This is a genomic window from Acidisoma sp. L85, from assembly GCF_009765865.1.
GTDB lineage: Bacteria > Pseudomonadota > Alphaproteobacteria > Acetobacterales > Acetobacteraceae > Acidisoma.
Genome location: NZ_LMUQ01000052.1, coordinates 194,131 through 210,135, shown reverse-complemented (window position 1 = coordinate 210,135; position 16,005 = coordinate 194,131). Strand labels below are relative to the sequence as shown.

Below are 16,005 nucleotides of genomic sequence, written 5' to 3'. Positions count from 1 at the left end.
TGTTTGATGAGCTTCTTCATGGGTAAGGCTCCACCGTCTCGACGATCAGGTCGCAGGGTGGCGAGCCACCGCTGGCAACGCCCGCCAATACCGCCGCGCCGTAGGCGCTCAACTCGGTCTCGCGCACCGTATGGATCGGGCAGCCAAGAACGCTCGCCCGTAGAGCAAGCAGCGAGCGTGACTGCGCCCAGCCGCCGGCGGCGAAAATCGCGCCACGGGGCACACCCATCTCATACAGCGCTCGCAACCTGTCTCGCGTCATGGCGGCGCTGTTCTCCAGCAGTTTGCGTAGCAGCGGCCCCTCGCCCGGCCTTCCAGGTACAGGCGCGCCAGCCATTACGTCGCGAAAGCCCGTGCCTGTTTCGTCCTCAGCTTCCATCAAGGGCCGAAGCACCGCGGAAAGCTCCATCACACCCAAACAGGCAATACCTGGGCCGAAGATCGGCCGTGAGAAGGCGAAATACGGATGGGCGGGCGGCGGCCGATCGCCCGTCACCTCGCCGTAAAGCAACTCGGCAGTGCCCATGGAATCGATAATCGCATCGGGAATCTGTCGGCGGATCGCGAAGGCAGCCAATGGGTGATCGTGGCCGCCTGCGACTATAACCGTATCGCCATCCGTCACGCCTGCCGTCAATAACCGCGCGGATTGCACTGCCCCGACAATCGTGCCGCCGGACAATACGGGTGGCAGCGGCGGAGCGCCGCTGGCCTCCAGAAGGGGCTCGATCCAGGCGCGCGCGCCGATATCATAGCAAGCCGTGCGGGCGGCCAGGCTTTCGCTCATGAAAGGCCGTCCGGACCAACGCGCCGCCGGATAATCCGTCAATGCTAACCAGCCGGCAGCCGCCGCCAGAGGCGCCGGCCGATGGTCTCGGCTCCAGGCCCATTTCGCGGCCGTTCTGGAGTAGTCGAGCGTCACTGGCATGCGCGGATCCCGCCACAGCCGCTCGGCCGCGCGCGCGCGCGCAAGGGCATCCGCCCTGCGGTCGAACCAGGGGATGGCCAGATCGAGCGCCCGCCCCTCCGCATCGATCGGAACACCGTCCTCGCCCGTACCACCAACAGCGATTGCCGCCAGCGGCTGAGCAAGCGCCGCGCCGTGGTGCCCACGCATCATCATCTTCTCTACGAGGTCGAGGAGGATGTCGGCATCCGCGCAAGGTCCGATGCCGTCCGACACGCGAGGCGTCGGCTGGCTATCGCGCCAGACAACCCGCCCATCTTCCGCCAGGAAGAGGATCTTGACGTTGCTGCTGCCAAGATCGATCCCGCACCAGACGATATCCGGCACCGTCATTCGCCCATCAGGGTTCAGAGAGCGACGTAGTTCTCACGCGCGATACGGTTGAGTTCGGCCATCATGCGCTCTGCCTCGGCAGGCTCGCGGGACCAGACGTTGCGGCCAACGATCAGGCCCTGCGCCCCGGCCGCGACCGTGTCGCGCACCTCGCGCACCGCATCCTCGAAACTGCCCGTCATAGGGCCGCCGGCGATCACCAGTGGCACCTTCAGTTCCTGCACCAGCTTGGCCGTGTAATCAGGCCCTGGGAAAGCGATCTTCACGATATCCGCGCCAATGTCGTAGGCGATGCGCGCAACTTCGAACTCTGCTGCAATCACTTCCTTGCTACGCGGTTCGCCGAGGAGAACGGGTTCGATCATAACGGGCATATCCCACTTCGCAGCATCCGATACGACCTTACCCAGACGCTCGGTTAGATTGACCTTCTCTTGCGTCGAGACGTTCCACGGCATCAACAGCTTCACGCAATCTACCCCGAGACGCACGGCATCTTCCACCGTCGCAATGAGGTTGCCGATGCCAGTGGCCGCGTCGGTGAGGTTGTAGAAGCCATCGAGCGCCATGACGCGCGACAAGTGGCTTGCCTGCCCAAGCTCGACCTGCGTTTGTTTGACGAGGCCCGGACTCAACATGAAGCCGGTGGCGCCGTGGGCGGAAAGTCGGTTGAGCACGGCAACCGGATCTTCCAAGCCCCGCATCAACGCGCGCGGAAAAATTATACCGTGATCGATGGGGCAGATGATCGCGGCACGGCCCTGCGGAAACAGGCGCTGCATGCGGTAGGAATTGAGGAGGTTTGGCACGTTCTTCACTGCGGTCATTATAAATTTCTCCAGGAAATCATGGAAAATGTAAGCCGGGTATCTACGCAACCCGCACCGCCATGCTTTGGATGGGGGCGCCAAAATCTATAACGCTGCAGCGCCCTGTCGCGAGGGCCCTGCGGCAGGCACTAACCTACCCTTTCTCAGCCTTGGCCGGCAGCTCTAGCCGCGGCTGTCCGCGTACGAGCGCTCGGCTTGAACCTCGATCTCGACCGCGACTTCCTCGCTGCGGACCCAGGAAGAGTAGTAGTCGAACACCCGCTCATTCGCGTCCCAGGACACCGAGCGAATCAGCAGTAATGGTTCCCCTGCGCGGATCCCCAGATGCGCCGCTATCTTCTTCGACGCGGCGACGGCCGAGAGTGATCGACGCGCACCATGGACCTGCCATCCGGCCATGCGCAGCACCCGGTTGAGCGACGCCTTTCCACCGAGGGTGCTACCATCACCAATCACAGGCGCGAGGCTCGGGATCAGGTAGTTGATGCCGTAAAGGGCCAGCGTGCCGTCGAGACTGCGAAGACGCTCGATCATCACGCCCGCACTTCCCTCGGGCAGGCGCAACGCGTCGCAGGCGGCATCCGGAAGCGTCGCATGCTCTACCCGGAGTACCTGCGTATCGACGACGCGCCGATGGAAATCAGCCTCAGTCTCCGAAAACCCTTCGGTAAACTGCAGCATCCAGCTGCGCTGCTGGGAGCCGCATACAAAGGCGCCGCGGCGCTGGACGATCTTGATCTTGCCGCGTTCTTGAAGGCTGCGCAGCGACTCCCGAACCGTAGAGCGGGACAGCGAGAACTGTCGGCACATCTCACTTTCGGTCGGAAGCTGATCCCCAGATCCATAGCGGCCGGAGGCAATCTGCTCTTCCAGCCAGCGGCCGAGTTGCAGGTAGAAGGGCTCTGGAGAACTCCGGTCGATATCGCCTGCAGACATCATTGATAAGTCTTTACGTGTTGTACGGACAAGCCGTACGAATCCGACTAAGAGAGTGAAAGACCGATGTCAAGTAGAATTGTCTAGCGCCGATAAGTTAGTACATCCGTCCGCCGCGACACCATTACGGGTCAGCCAGCCACGCAAGGCAATTGTGGCCTTGAACAAGCAAGGCTTTGGGAGATTCGTTGTAACTACAGCACCGCTCTACTCAGAGCCTATGACAGACAGCCTCGATGTTGTTGCCATCGGGATCAAGAATATACGCGCTATAGTAACTCGGATGATAGTGTGGACGAAGTCCGGGCCCGCCATTGTCTCTGCCACCCGCTTCCATGCCCGCGCTGTAAAACGCGTCAACGTCGGCTCGTGATTGTGCGGTGAATGCGACATGGACCGTCCCGGCAGCACGACCGCCATCTCCAATCCAGAAGAACGGCTTGCCGTCCGCCCCGAACCCCGCGTGAGCACCGCCGCCGGTCTGTTCCGCGGTTACTTCAGCGAGAAGCTCAATGGAGAGTGGGGCCAATGCCCTGATGTAAAAGTCCTTACTCCTCCCGAGATCAGTGACCGCGAACCCGGTATGATCGAGCATGTCGGACTCCCTTTGGTGATATTGGCGCGGTATACCGCCCTCTGCGCTACAAGCTAAACGAACGGTGTCGAGGCTCAGGGCTTTGCACTAAGGATTATTGTTCCCGTAGTCCGTGCCGGCGCCCTTATCAGTCGGGCCAAAGATCGCATGGTCATGTTTCTTTTGCGGCGCACAAGACGTCAGAGAAACCGAGAGCAGAAGAATTAGGAGACGGGAAATCCCGCGCATCGAGCCGGAAATCCCTTTTTGCTCAGCGATATCGTTAGTCAAACGAGTGCAATGGCGTCGAGTCAAATAAAAAGATACTTGCAGACGGTCTAGCATCAGCATAGACAATAGAGAGTTCATTTTCTCTGCTCCACCACGCAGTTAGACACGGCCACACGCTCGCGGAGCCTTGCGAAATAATCGAACACCGACGTAAACGCAACCGGATAGTGCGACTGTGTTCAGACTGACACTGCGCCTCAGCCGAATCCAAATTTTAGTCCAAAACTTGGCCCGAGAGACACTGTCCTAACGTCCAGGGCGAACACGCGAGAAGGCCACGGTTGTGTACACATCTTCAACCGCGGATGCTCATCCTTGAGCGCGGCTACACGAGAGCGGCCAGCAGAGCATGCTGGAGAGCCTAGCCTGAGAGGCTATAGCCGACGCCGAGTTCGTTGATCACGATAGAGGGCCGATCTGGATCCCTCTCAATTTTCTGGCGGAGGTTCCGGACGATCGAATGTAGCCGGTTCAGTCGATGCTCAATCTCACGATTCCGCACATACTGCATCAGCTGACCGTAAGTGATGACCTGACCACGATGCTTCGCGAGCTCGGAAAGCACAGAATACTCGTTCCAGGTGAGACGCAATTCCTTGTCGGCTTTTACGACCCTGTGGTTTACGAGATCGATCTCCAGTTCTTCCACAACAACCTTGGTCCGGGCGCTTTGCGCATTCAGGCGGTGGCGGAGCCCCGTCCGGATACGAGCGAGTAGTTCCTCGGCAATGAAAGGCTTCACGATATAGTCGTCGGCACCCAAGCTTAACGCCGTCACTTTCTCATCAACGGCGTCGCGAGCAGAAAGCACGAGAACAGCCGCAGTCGTGAGCTGCCTGATCATCGGAACGAGATCGAGCCCCTCCCGATCGGGCAGTCCCAAGTCGAGAAGGACCGCATCGACTGCAAAGTCAGACAGTGCCTTGAGTGCTTCCTCACCAGACGATGCTTCCAATACGTCGTAGCAATCACCACGCAGGATGGTATGCAACGACCGCCGTATCTGGCCGTCATCGTCGACAACGAGCACCGTCTCACGCCCAGTCATGGCGATTCCTCCAACCCACAAAATCCGGCCCCGACCCGAACCGGCGGAATACCCTCGCGGCGCTTATCTCCGAAAGGTCGTCCAAAACGTAGTGGGGGCGTCTTCAAAACCATTCCTATGCGAGCTCCTAAGAGGGATGCACCACGCATCATCGGCACAAGGGCACAAGTGGCGCCGTTGCATCCTCTTCCAGAGCCTTTCCCAGGACGAAAACGTCGTCCTGGCACGGTCCCTCTTCGGCTGAGGGAATGGATGTCGTGGGTCCAGCGTAAATCCTGAACGACCACTTATGAGAAGATGACACCATCCTCATAGGATTTCGATGGGGGTCGTCGCGGCGCCATATAGTATTCTCGTATACTGAGGCGCTGGCTCGAGCCAATCTCAACCATAGCGAAGTGGGTTTCGCATTCCCGCACCCGTCTATGCATGCTCATGGCGGGCCGCCTTGCATTCGCTCAGTCGGCAGGCTCTCCGTGGGAACAACCGACTATGCGACGGCGTAGCGCAACCATCGCCATCCCTTACTCGGTATGTTCCGAAATATTGGTGACGATCTGTTCCAACAACGCGAGGGAAGCCTCGCCGGTTTCCGAGATCGCGCTCAGTTGAGTGGGGTTTGGCAACGTTTCTGGGCCGCTGGGCGTGGCCTCCGGCGCCGAGGCGCTTGGCGAGCCTCTCAAGGCGGCGCGCCGTGTCAGCGAAGCCGGCGGATTCCTGGTCCTCCCTGCCAATCCGGTACTCGGCAAGGTGCCGTCGCCACCCACCGTCGACACCGTTAAAGCCTATTCACTCCCCGACCTGATCGACCTGCGGAATCGAGCGGTCCGGCGACGCGAATCGCCTGGAACGATGCGCGGAACCGCGGTCGCCGCCGGGATTGCCGAGAGCGCCTTCCTCCCGAACATAACGGCGAGCGCCATTGGTGGTTATCAGGGCAGCAGCGATCATCAAACCACGCTCGGGGCAAGCTCCAGCGACAATTCCTCGCTGGACAGAACGGTGTCCGCCTTGCCCCGCAATAGCTCCTCTCGACTTTGGGGAGCGGACCGCCGTTGTGGTTGCGGCGAAGCAAGGATCGGTGATCTCGAACATCGCCTTCACCGTCGCGCATCAGCAGCTCATTTGCAGCGTCACTCTCGCTTCCTACAATCACGCCCCTGCGCGAGCCCACCTCGCCACCGCGACGCGATCCCCGAAACGCGCACGATGCATCGGGCACAAGGCCGTCGCCTGCGGCGAACGTCCTCAGAGGCGCATCGAGCGTGATGAATCGCTTCTATGAAGAGATCGACGGTCATCGCGGTGCTATCCCCAACGCGTCTGTTGCCAACGCCGATGCAGCGGCGGCCGACGGGGCTGTGCTGTAGGCGTTGATGGACGCATTCGTGTCCAATTGGCCGCCTCATTTAGGCCGCGCGAGACTGGCCAGCGGCGCTATATTGCCCCAACAGGCGCAGTGTCTCAGACTTGGCGTCGAAGATCGCAAACTCGGCGGCCAGGCGTTGCGCGTTCCTCAGGTAATCGGGATTCTCGAATGCCGCCCGCACGGCGGCTCTGATGGCTTCTGGCGTCGGATGGTTCGTCCCCAGATTGATTCCTGCGCCTGACCAATCAATGCGGGCATTGACGTCGGCCTTATCCTCCGTCATCCCCGCGGCAACGATCGGTATTCCACAACTCAGCGATTGATTGACGCTGCCATAGCCGCCGTTTGTGACCATCACATCGACCTTTGGAAGCAGCCATTCAAACGGCAGATACTCCGCCAGGCGAGCATTGGATGGAATCGGACCCGGTATGGCGTCGACCGAACGGCCGCCGCCGGTCGCCACCACGAGAATGTCGGGCTCATTTGCAAGTGCCGCGAGGGTAGGGCCAATCAGAAGACCGAAATCATGATTGGCGACGGTGCCCTGCGTGACGATGACAACCTTGCGCTTCCCATCCAGATCGGCCGCCCAAGACGGCAGTGGAGCCTGATTGGGGATGATCGGAAGCGCACCGATGAAGTTCACGCAAGACGGCAGGTCGCGGGGGAACTCGAAGCTTGGCACGGACAATTGCATGTAGGTGTCCGCCAGCGCGACGATAGCCTCAAAGATGGGGGTCGTTAGAGCGCCGCGCCCAAAACCCTTGAGTTCAGCGTTGGCTTTCTTGAGGGACGGCTGCGTAACTTTTTCGTCATAGTCAGCGGCAATACGCTCATACTCTTCGAGTTCGGCGGACGTGGTGGCGGGCGGCAGGCCGAGGAAAAGGGGCGCCCCGTCAGCCCGGCGGCAGTGGAGAATGGAGGTCCCACAAACGATGACAGGGGGCCGGCTCGCGCGCGGCCCTAGCAGCATCGGCAACAGGCCAAAGAACATATCATCGGCGATGATCGCATCTGCCGAAAATTCTCTGAGTCCTTTCTGGATACTTTCAGTCTGGTCGGCAATCCTGTCGATGAAGATCCTCTCCAAGGCGATACGCAGCCAATCCAACCCAGGTTCCATGCTCGCGAGTTCTGGCGCGATGGCCGGCAGGTCTCGGAGATCGACATCGGCTTTGCCGAGAAGCGCTTGGAACCTGGCCCCGCTGCTTTCGATACGACGCTGAAATTCGCTTCCCGAATGGAAGACAACATCATGGCCGTCATCCACCAGAAATCGGGCGATCGCCACGAGCGGGTTGATGTGGCCCGTCGCTGGCGTCGAAGCCATCAGTATTCTCATGAACGCATCCTTCGCTGCAGCACTGCCACTGATCGACGAGGCAGTCTGATCGCAGAAGGGTGCCAGCCCTCGATTACGAGACTATTTGCGCTTGGCCCATTAGCGTTACCACTGCAACACTCGAACCTAGCGGCCGCTGCGTATCTCGGCGTCAATGTCGCGGACGCATTTCACATGGCGGAAAGCACGGGTACGTAGAAGATGAGTCGGCCGATCCCCTGTCACGAAGCCGCGTTCCTCGCGTGGAACGATCAAGGTGGCGGCCGCCATCTCACGCTAGCTGCCGCCGACTTACGCTCCTCGCATGCGCCCTATATTATTCCCATCGCTTGGCGTAGGCAGATCGCTCATTCTGCGCTTCGACCTGTCGGTGACATCAGCGCCAATTGAGGGCAGGCGCGACGTGCGTGAGAATCGCCTCGATGCCATGCGCACAATAGGCGACACCCAGCTGATTTGGGACCGTCAGGAGCAGCGTGTCAGCCTCGGAGATCGCCTCGTCACCTCTGAGTTGTTCAATGAGAACATCCGGCTCAGCGGCGTAGCTCCGACCGAAGATGGCTCGGGTCGTCTCGTGGATAAAGCCGATTTGGTCCTCCTGCTCGCCTCCGCGTCCGAAGTAAGAGCGATCGCGATCATTCATCAGGGCGAAGATGCTGCGGCTGACCGAGACACGTGGCGCTCGGGCGTGTCCAGCCTCCTTCCAGGCGGCGCGGAATGCCCGGATCTGGGTGGCTTGTTGAATGTGGAAAGGCTCTCCAGTCTCGTCATCCTTCAGGGTCGAGCTTTGCAGGTTCAAGCCCAGCTTCGCCGCCCAGACCGCTGTGGCGTTGGAACCGGCCCCCCACCAGATCCGCTCGCGCAGCCCCGCCGCATGAGGTTCGGGGCGTAGCAGGCCCGGCGGATTCGGAAACATCGGTCGCGGGTTCGGCTTCGCGAAGCCTTCGCCACGGAGCACATCGAGGAACACCTCCGCGTGGCGCCGACCCATATCGGCATCACTTTCGCCCTCGGTCGGGTTGTAGCCAAAATAGCGCCATCCATCGATGACCTGCTCCGGCGAGCCACGGCTGATCCCGAGTTGCAGCCGGCCGCCGGCGATAAGGTCGGCCGCGCCCGCGTCCTCAACCATGTAGAGCGGGTTCTCGTAGCGCATATCGATGATCCCGGTGCCGATCTCGATACGGCTGGTCTTGGCGCCCACGGCCGCCAGCAGAGGAAAGGGCGAAGCCAGCTGTCGCGCGAAGTGATGGACGCGGAAATAGGCGCCGTCCGCGCCCAGCTGCTCGGCTGCAACGGCCAAGTCGATGGATTGCAGCAGGGCATCCGACGCCGATCGTGTCTGCGACTGCGCGGACGGCGTCCAATGCCCGAACGAGAGAAAGCCGATCTTTTTCATGAGGCGGAACCTACCAATGTAATGGAGCCGCCCGACACCACTGCAATCACGCGGCGGCCACCGGCGCCCGAAGCGGTCGGTCCGGCCATGCTCAGAGGTCCAGCAGCTTGGTGGGGCTGGCGGCGACGGTTTTCGCGCGTTTGCGGTAGCGGCGCGTCGTGTTGACGTCCTTTTGCCGGGCATGCGCCATCACCTGCTCGTCGAGCGCGCCGTTCAGATAGGCCTCGGTAATGAAGCCGGCGCGCATGCCATGCGGCGAGAGGCGCTCGCCGTCATCGACCACCATTTCGACTTGCGCCGCCAGACGGCGGAGGATCTTCCACACGCCATTGCCGGTCAACCGCCCTTCATTGGTGCCCGCCGCGGTCAGCCGCGGGAAGATCGCGCCATAGGTGATGCCGGCACGGCGCAGCCAGATCTCCATGGCCCGCACCGGACAGGTATGCGGCCGGCTGCCACGGGCGATCCCGACATCGGCCCCCTCGCCTTCCTGGTCGCCTTTGGAATGGCGGATGCGCAGCACCAGCCCCTCCGGCGTGAAGCGGACATCCTCGCGGTCGAGCCCCACGAGTTCCGAGCGCCGCAGACCGCCGGCGAAGCAGGTCAGCAGCAGTGCCCGATCGCGCAGGCCCGGCAGTCCGGCGGCCCCTCCAGGATCGTCGCCGCAGCCGCTCAGCAGCAGGCGGATTTCCGTCGAGGTGATGGCGGCGGCCGGCCGCACGGGGCGCTTCTGCTCGCGCAGGATGCCGCGCATGACGGTCGCGATGACGGGATCGCCGGACGACCAGAGATGGCCGGCGCGGCGGTGATGGAAGGCGATGGCGGCGAGCACCAGGCGCAATCCGCTGCGCCCGAGTGTCGCCGCGCGTCCCGCGAGATAGGCGGCGACGATCGCGGGGGGTGCCGGCAGATAGGGTGCTCGATGATCGAGGCACCAGTCGCGAAAGGCGTTCCAATCGTCGGCGTAGATTTTCTCGGTGGTCGGCGACACGGACCGCTGAGAGTAGTTGACAGCCTTCGCCAGGGCATCGCCGAGTGCCCCGGTCGCGAGATGGGCCAGTTCGGGCGGCAGCGCCTCGCCGGCGATCCGCATCACGCGCCGCGCCGCCGGCGAAGTCTGGTCCACGTCCGGCGGCAGAACCGCGATGCTCACCTCAGCCGCCATGCTGCCCCAAAACCCTCCGCCACACTTGCCCGCGAGGCTGCGCACAGTCTGAGTCCTGCCGGCAACCATGGCAACTGGTTCTTCTCACCTAAAATCAGACGCCCGGCTCAGGTCACCATCACTCAATGAGAGGAAGTACCGTCCAAGCTGCGCAAGCTTGCTACAAGGTATCCACGAAGCGACGGAACTCAGCGGTGTGTTTGCCCTTGCTCCGCGGCGATGTCAGTCAAGTCGACGTCAATAAAATGTCAGGAGCCTTCGAATGAAGCCGCCTAAAAGCGGCATTGTGACAAGTCGTGCGGAGACGATAAACCTTGCGCAGCTTGAGGAATGATGGACGCAGTCGCTCGGCAGCCTACGCAAAACATAAAGACTTGCGGACTAACCCTGAGTGCCTCGTGGATAACGTCGTGCGGCTATGCCGCGCTAGATAATGAGAGCGCGGGTTGCAAAACTGGTTCGAAACAATGCTTCGTGTGCTTGCGCGTCCGGATCATAACAGCAATCGCGCAGGATATGGATGTGATAGTCGGCATCGCTGGACCAGCCCATACTAGATAGCAGCACGCCACTGCTCGCTACCCCGGCCGCATCAAGTCCAGTTACGGGCGTCGGCTCGCGAAATAATCCCGTCTTCTTGATATTTACTGTGAGAAAATTGTTTTCATAGACCGATTCGTGGTTAGAACCGAGAGTGAAAATTGGCGAAGACTATTGGACGCCCGGTGTCGCGCCACGCTCCGATGAGCGCTTTTGCACGATCAAGCAAGTCAGTCGGAACGCTATCCGAAAACTGCAGTAAGTTACGTCCGCTTGAAAGAGCAGTATCAATCGTGCCGCACGGTGAACGTCAATAGTGTCCAGATCGTCATGGTATCTACCCGGTAGATGTCAGAAGCGCGCCTGTCCTGCTGATCAGACCCGTCGCTTTGAAGCCCCGGGTTGCAACGGCCGCCACCTCACCCTCCCTCTCCCCACTCTCGATTATCGTCCACGTCCGGAGGGTCAATTCGTGCGGGCAAATTCAGCATCGATGACCAGCTGCACGGTGGGACCAAGAACGGCTGGAAGGCCAAAGTCGGCCGTCTTGAGACTTCCCACCGCTTCGGCGCCGAGCCGAGGATGTCCCATAATGCCCTTGCCCGCACCGATGAGTTCAACGTTCAACGTCAGAGGAGCGGTTTTCCCGAACAGGGTAAACTCTCCTTCAACCCGCGCGTGCGTGGGGTCGATCTTTGCGAAGCGTGTCGAGATAAAGCGCGCCTGCGGAAAGCTTTCGCTGTTCAGGAACTCCGGCCCAGCCAGCTGCGCCGAAAATCCCGGCACGGGGGTGGAGATCGACGCCGTTTCAACTGCCGCGTCAAGGGCGTCGGCCGCGCCGCTTGGGTCCCAGTGTAGCGTTCCTTCGACCCGATCGAAGCGGAAGACGCTCAGGGAGTAGCCAATGTGCGAGACCTTGGCGAGCACCGCCGTGTGAGCGGTGTCAAGGGCGTAATCTCCTGGGGGCGCCAAGGTTGCGTCAGGTTCACCCGCGAATACACCTGGGGGCAGCTGGGCGCGCGCTCCGGAAGCCGGGTAGATGGCGGCGCCGATCGCCAGGGCAGTCAAAAGTCGCTTCCACATGTGGTCCTCCAATACAAGTGACCTCGGGACGGCTGAAGCCGTGGGAGCCGACATGATGGTCGCATCTTTCTTCTCGGTTGTCTGGCGATGCCGCGCCGTCCAGCGCGTGATGATCGCACGGAATGCGCTCCATGGTCTCCGGCAGGCCTGGGCAGCCAGCTCGCTTCAGAGCCTTGTGTCTAAGAGCGCAAGGCGACCATCCACAAACTGATAGCGCTCAGCACCCAGCTCGGCCTCGCCCAAACCTCAGCCCCTATTTTGCTCGAGGCGAATCGGCTCGTGGCAGGGCGGCAAGCCGTTCCCGACCGACCGACCAACCGACCGAGCCCAGCAGTGCTCAGTTCGGCCGTGACTTCCGCTATCTCGCAACTCCAAGGAGAGGGCAAGCGCGCAACAGAGAATGAGGCGCTTGCCCATAACCCGAGCTCGCCATTACTTGATGATTCCTATCTTCTTGCGGTCGATCGTCACGAAGACCGCGCAGATCAGCACAGCGCCCTTGATGATATTCTGGAGGTAAGGATCGACGCCTGCCATGTTCATGCCACTCGACAGCAAGGTGATGATCAGCACACCCAACATAGTGTTGACGATGCTGCCCAAACCGCCAGTCAAAGGCGTGCCTCCGACCACGACCGCCGCGATGACGTCGAGTTCAAGGCCCAGGCCAAGCTGCGATGTCGCCGCCATGGTGCGCGCGCCTTGCAGCAGCCCGGCCATACCGCTCAGCGCTCCCAACAATACGAACATCAAGATTTTGACGCGAGTGACAGAAATGCCGGTGAGGATCGAGACACGCTCGCCGCCGCCGATCGCCCGAACCTCGCGACCGAAGACGGTGTAGTTGATGATGCCCCAGGCCAGGAGCGCCAAAGCGAGACCGATCATCACGGAATGCGGGATGCCCCAGGAATAGTCCGAATAGGTTCCGAGGAAGCTATCGTCATCGATCGAAACCGGTGCGCCGCGGGTGAAATACAGCACGAGACCGCGGTAGACGACCATGGTGCCCATCGTCGCGATGAAGGACGGCACCTTGCCCACCGCCAAAAGCAGGCCGTTGATGCAGCCGCATAGCGCCCCGGCCGCGATGGCGGGGATGATCGCCCAGGCACCGAGCGTATCCGCGGTCAGGGCCGCCACCAGCGCCGAGACTGCCACGATCGCGCCAACCGAGATATCGATCGACCCGGCCATGATGATGAAGGTCATCCCCAGCGCCGCGACGAGCAGCACAGTACCTTGTTCGAGCACCGTCGAGAGGTTGTCCAGCGACAGAAAGCGCGGCGACATGATGGTGAAGACGGTGATCAGGATAACGAGGAAGATCAGCGGGAACCCACGCCGCAGCAGGTCGATCCGCGGAACTTTCCAGCCGCCAACTGGAATGACGGTATCGTCTCCGGCGTTCACACCGCTTACTTCGTTCATCACCCTGCCTCAGGTCATATACTGGACGACGTCATGCTCTTGGACGCCTTCTGCCGAGGGAAATTCACGAGCAATCACACCCTGGCGGAGAACAACGAGACGGTCCGACATGCCGATGAGTTCCGGCATATCCTCCGACGACAGGATGATGGCAAGGCCCTCGGCCGCCTTCTGGCGGATGAGCCCATAGATCTCAACGCGTGCACCCACATCCACACCGCGCGTCGGATTGTTGAGGAGGAGCAGCTCCGGACCCACCGCGAGGCATTTGCCCAGCACGACCTTCTGCATATTCCCGCCCGAGAGGGAGCGGCAGGGCGCATCCGCGCCCGAGGTCCGGATGCCGATGAGCTTGATGAGCTCCTTGGACATCGCGCGGGCGCGCGACCTGTCGAAAAATGGCCCTCGCCTCGGCGGCCGCGCCATGACCAGATTGTCGAGCACGCTGAATCCCGCGATCAGCCCTTCATTGCCGCGATCGCCCGGAAGATGGGCGATCCCATGCTTCCAGGCGGCGCGCGGGTTGCTCGGATGATAATTCTTGCCCGCCAGCTGCATAAATCCGTGGCGCAGAGGCTCGTCACCGACGATGCCGGCGAACAGCGCCTCCGCCCCGGCACCCTTCAGACCGGCGAGGCCGAGGATCTCGCCGCGCCGTACCTCGATGGTGATCTCGTTCAGCTCCCGGCCGACTGCGACCTTCTCCGCGCGCAGAATCGCCGGAGCGGATAGAGCGGGCGGCGATGCCCGTGGCGGATAGGTGCCGTGCGTAAGATCGCGTCCGACCATGAGGCGATGGATCTCGCCCTCCTCGACCTCCGTCGCGCGAAAGGAGCCGACGAATTGTCCGTCCTTGAGAATCGTTAGATCATCGGCGGCGGCCAGCACTTCGCTAAGATGATGCGAGACGAAGCCAATCGTCATGCCCTGAGACTTCAGCTCTCGCATGACACGGAGCACGGCATCCACTTCCCGATGATCGAGATAGGCCGTCGATTCATCGAGCAGGAGGGTGTTCGGATTGGAGGAGATCGCCCGGGCAATCTCAATGCACTTCAACTCACCGAGATTGAGGCGGTCGATGCTGGTGGAGACGGAAATATCGACGCCGATGCGATCGAGGGCCGCCTGCGCCACCGTCGCCATCTGCTTCCGCTTCATGATCCCAAGCGGTCGTGCGTAGCTCCGCAGGTTGCCGATGAAGATATTCTCGGCGATGTTCAGCGAGCGGTTGATGGTGATTTCCTGATGCACCAGCGCCACGCCGCGCAATGTCGCATCGACGATGGACTGCGGAGCATAAGGTGCGTCGCGCAGCGTCATCTCTCCGCTGTCGGGGCGTGTGGCGCCGCCCAGCATGCGAAGCGTGGTGGACTTGCCGGCACCGTTCTCACCGACGATGGCGTGAACCGTTCCCGTCCGCAGCGTGATCGACACGTCGCTGGCTGCTCGCGTCGGTCCGAACTGCTTGTAGAGATGCGCGGCAACCAGCGTCATGAATCGGATCGTGCCTGAAATAGCCGGTTCGCCAGACCACGCCGCATGCGGCGGGCCTGGCGAATAACCGGGCGTGTCGGAGTCTTAGTTGGAGTAGTGCAACTCATAGGCAGGGGAAGGCGCATTCGCGGTGTAGGTCTTGGAATGGGCCTTGAAGTCATAAGCAGGCTGTCCGCCCGGATAGTCCTTCACATACTGGTCGACCTGCGCCTTCGTCATCGGCAGCAGCTTGAGCTTGATGGTGGCGTCGTCCGCGGCGATCTTGTGGCCGTGCAGGTAGTCATACATGACGACCAGCGCGATGCCGCCCTGTACCCAGTGGCCGCCGATATCATAGAGCTGCTCGCCGCTCTTTACCTCGTCCACATTCTCGGGGTTGAGGTCCATGGCGGAAATCAGAACATCCTTGCCGGGAACCTTGCCCTTACTCTTCAGCGCCGCGATGACGCCCATAGCCTCGGCGTCATTGCCCGCCCAGACGCCAGTGATTTCAGGATGCCCTTCATACAGCGCCTCAAAGGCGGACTGAGATTGGTCGCGCACAAAGTTGCCGTCGACTTCGCCGGCGATCTTGACGTTGCCGTCTTCGGTGATCGCCTGGGCGAGGCCTTTGCGGCGATCGATGGCGACCGAAGTGCCGGCCGTTCCGTTGACGATGCCGATCACCTTTTTGCCGTCCGCGCCGGGCTTCACTTCAGCGAGAAGCGCCTTGCCCATCCGATAGCCGGCGTCGAAATCGCTCGGTCCGACGAAGGCGATGTAATTCGTGTATTTGCCGGTCTGGGGCGAGAACTTCGGATAGCTATCCGTCAGGATGACCGGAATGCCCTTGCGCTTGGCGAAGAGAATGGTGGGAGCGCCTGTCGACCAATAGCCCACGGAGATGATGCCGTCGACCTTCCGGGCAACGAGATCCTGGATCGACTGGATCATCTGGTCGGGCTTGTTGTCGGCGTTCAGAACTATCAGGTTCACGCCGAGCTGCGCGGCCCCCGTCTTCAGGAAGCTTATATCCTTGTTCCAGAACTGCGCATCGAGGGTCGGCACGACGACGCCGATGGTCGGCTTGTCCGCAGCCATCGCTGCGGAAGAAAAGCCCAATACCGCCGCCGCGGCTATAGCCGCTTTGATAGTAGACAGTCGAGACATGTTTCGTTTCCTCTTTAACTCTTGTTTGGCGATGCCCAGTCCACCGGC

Annotated in this window: 13 protein-coding genes; all 13 read right to left on the bottom strand. The window is 61.3% G+C overall.

Annotated elements, in window-relative coordinates; all coding sequences use genetic code 11:
- Positions 1–16: 16 nt before the first annotated feature.
- Complete coding sequence (locus tag GSQ83_RS16715) at positions 17–1,300, bottom strand: FGGY family carbohydrate kinase (RefSeq protein ID WP_158804003.1); 1,284 nt, start codon at positions 1,298–1,300, stop codon at positions 17–19.
- Between the two features lie 14 nt (positions 1,301–1,314).
- Entirely contained in the window at positions 1,315–2,127 is an 813-nt protein-coding gene (locus GSQ83_RS16710) for a class I fructose-bisphosphate aldolase (protein ID WP_216850257.1), read from the bottom strand.
- A 165-nt stretch (positions 2,128–2,292) separates the two neighbouring features.
- Positions 2,293–3,069 (bottom strand): GntR family transcriptional regulator, encoded by a 777-nt coding sequence (locus tag GSQ83_RS16705; RefSeq protein WP_216850255.1) that lies wholly within the window; start codon positions 3,067–3,069, stop codon positions 2,293–2,295.
- Positions 3,070–3,277: 208 nt separating this feature from the next.
- The gene (locus GSQ83_RS16700; protein WP_158804002.1) at positions 3,278–3,661 is read right to left on the bottom strand and encodes a VOC family protein; all 384 of its coding nucleotides are present in this window, start codon (positions 3,659–3,661) and stop codon (positions 3,278–3,280) included.
- Positions 3,662–4,292: 631 nt separating this feature from the next.
- The gene (locus GSQ83_RS16695) at positions 4,293–4,979 is read right to left on the bottom strand and encodes a response regulator transcription factor (protein WP_158804001.1); all 687 of its coding nucleotides are present in this window, start codon (positions 4,977–4,979) and stop codon (positions 4,293–4,295) included.
- Positions 4,980–5,768: 789 nt separating this feature from the next.
- On the bottom strand, positions 5,769–5,930 hold the full coding sequence (locus GSQ83_RS16690; RefSeq protein ID WP_158804000.1) for a hypothetical protein: 162 nt from the start codon (positions 5,928–5,930) through the stop codon (positions 5,769–5,771).
- 458 nt (positions 5,931–6,388) lie between these two features.
- Positions 6,389–7,693 (bottom strand): glycosyltransferase, encoded by a 1,305-nt coding sequence (locus tag GSQ83_RS16685; protein ID WP_158803999.1) that lies wholly within the window; start codon positions 7,691–7,693, stop codon positions 6,389–6,391.
- A gap of 376 nt (positions 7,694–8,069) precedes the next feature.
- Positions 8,070–9,092, bottom strand: a complete 1,023-nt coding sequence (locus GSQ83_RS16680; protein WP_158803998.1) for an LLM class flavin-dependent oxidoreductase — start codon at positions 9,090–9,092, stop codon at positions 8,070–8,072.
- A gap of 91 nt (positions 9,093–9,183) precedes the next feature.
- Positions 9,184–10,326: a site-specific integrase gene (locus tag GSQ83_RS16675; RefSeq protein WP_158803997.1), complete on the bottom strand. Its 1,143-nt coding sequence runs from the start codon at positions 10,324–10,326 to the stop codon at positions 9,184–9,186.
- Positions 10,327–11,262: 936 nt separating this feature from the next.
- The gene (locus GSQ83_RS16670) at positions 11,263–11,880 is read right to left on the bottom strand and encodes a YceI family protein (protein WP_256367239.1); all 618 of its coding nucleotides are present in this window, start codon (positions 11,878–11,880) and stop codon (positions 11,263–11,265) included.
- A 432-nt stretch (positions 11,881–12,312) separates the two neighbouring features.
- A complete protein-coding gene (locus GSQ83_RS16665) occupies positions 12,313–13,311 on the bottom strand; it encodes an ABC transporter permease (RefSeq protein ID WP_158803995.1) in 999 nt (332 codons plus the stop codon).
- 9 nt (positions 13,312–13,320) lie between these two features.
- On the bottom strand, positions 13,321–14,808 hold the full coding sequence (locus GSQ83_RS16660; RefSeq protein ID WP_158803994.1) for a sugar ABC transporter ATP-binding protein: 1,488 nt from the start codon (positions 14,806–14,808) through the stop codon (positions 13,321–13,323).
- Between the two features lie 84 nt (positions 14,809–14,892).
- Positions 14,893–15,957: an ABC transporter substrate-binding protein gene (locus GSQ83_RS16655; protein ID WP_158803993.1), complete on the bottom strand. Its 1,065-nt coding sequence runs from the start codon at positions 15,955–15,957 to the stop codon at positions 14,893–14,895.
- Positions 15,958–16,005 lie beyond the last annotated feature (48 nt).

What these genes read in the sequence shown, in the direction of transcription:
- GSQ83_RS16710 (WP_216850257.1), bottom strand. Translation starts at nt 2,127, where the DNA reads ATGACCGCAGTGAAGAACGTGCCAAACCTCCTCAATTCCTACCGCATG.
- GSQ83_RS16685 (WP_158803999.1), bottom strand. Translation starts at nt 7,693, where the DNA reads ATGAGAATACTGATGGCTTCGACGCCAGCGACGGGCCACATCAACCCG.
- GSQ83_RS16715 (WP_158804003.1), bottom strand. Translation starts at nt 1,300, where the DNA reads ATGACGGTGCCGGATATCGTCTGGTGCGGGATCGATCTTGGCAGCAGC.
- GSQ83_RS16680 (WP_158803998.1), bottom strand. Translation starts at nt 9,092, where the DNA reads ATGAAAAAGATCGGCTTTCTCTCGTTCGGGCATTGGACGCCGTCCGCG.
- GSQ83_RS16690 (WP_158804000.1), bottom strand. Translation starts at nt 5,930, where the DNA reads ATGATCGCTGCTGCCCTGATAACCACCAATGGCGCTCGCCGTTATGTT.
- GSQ83_RS16660 (WP_158803994.1), bottom strand. Translation starts at nt 14,808, where the DNA reads ATGACGCTGGTTGCCGCGCATCTCTACAAGCAGTTCGGACCGACGCGA.
- GSQ83_RS16670 (WP_256367239.1), bottom strand. Translation starts at nt 11,880, where the DNA reads ATGTGGAAGCGACTTTTGACTGCCCTGGCGATCGGCGCCGCCATCTAC.
- GSQ83_RS16675 (WP_158803997.1), bottom strand. Translation starts at nt 10,326, where the DNA reads ATGGTTGCCGGCAGGACTCAGACTGTGCGCAGCCTCGCGGGCAAGTGT.
- GSQ83_RS16655 (WP_158803993.1), bottom strand. Translation starts at nt 15,957, where the DNA reads ATGTCTCGACTGTCTACTATCAAAGCGGCTATAGCCGCGGCGGCGGTA.
- GSQ83_RS16700 (WP_158804002.1), bottom strand. Translation starts at nt 3,661, where the DNA reads ATGCTCGATCATACCGGGTTCGCGGTCACTGATCTCGGGAGGAGTAAG.
- GSQ83_RS16705 (WP_216850255.1), bottom strand. Translation starts at nt 3,069, where the DNA reads ATGATGTCTGCAGGCGATATCGACCGGAGTTCTCCAGAGCCCTTCTAC.
- GSQ83_RS16665 (WP_158803995.1), bottom strand. Translation starts at nt 13,311, where the DNA reads ATGAACGAAGTAAGCGGTGTGAACGCCGGAGACGATACCGTCATTCCA.
- GSQ83_RS16695 (WP_158804001.1), bottom strand. Translation starts at nt 4,979, where the DNA reads ATGACTGGGCGTGAGACGGTGCTCGTTGTCGACGATGACGGCCAGATA.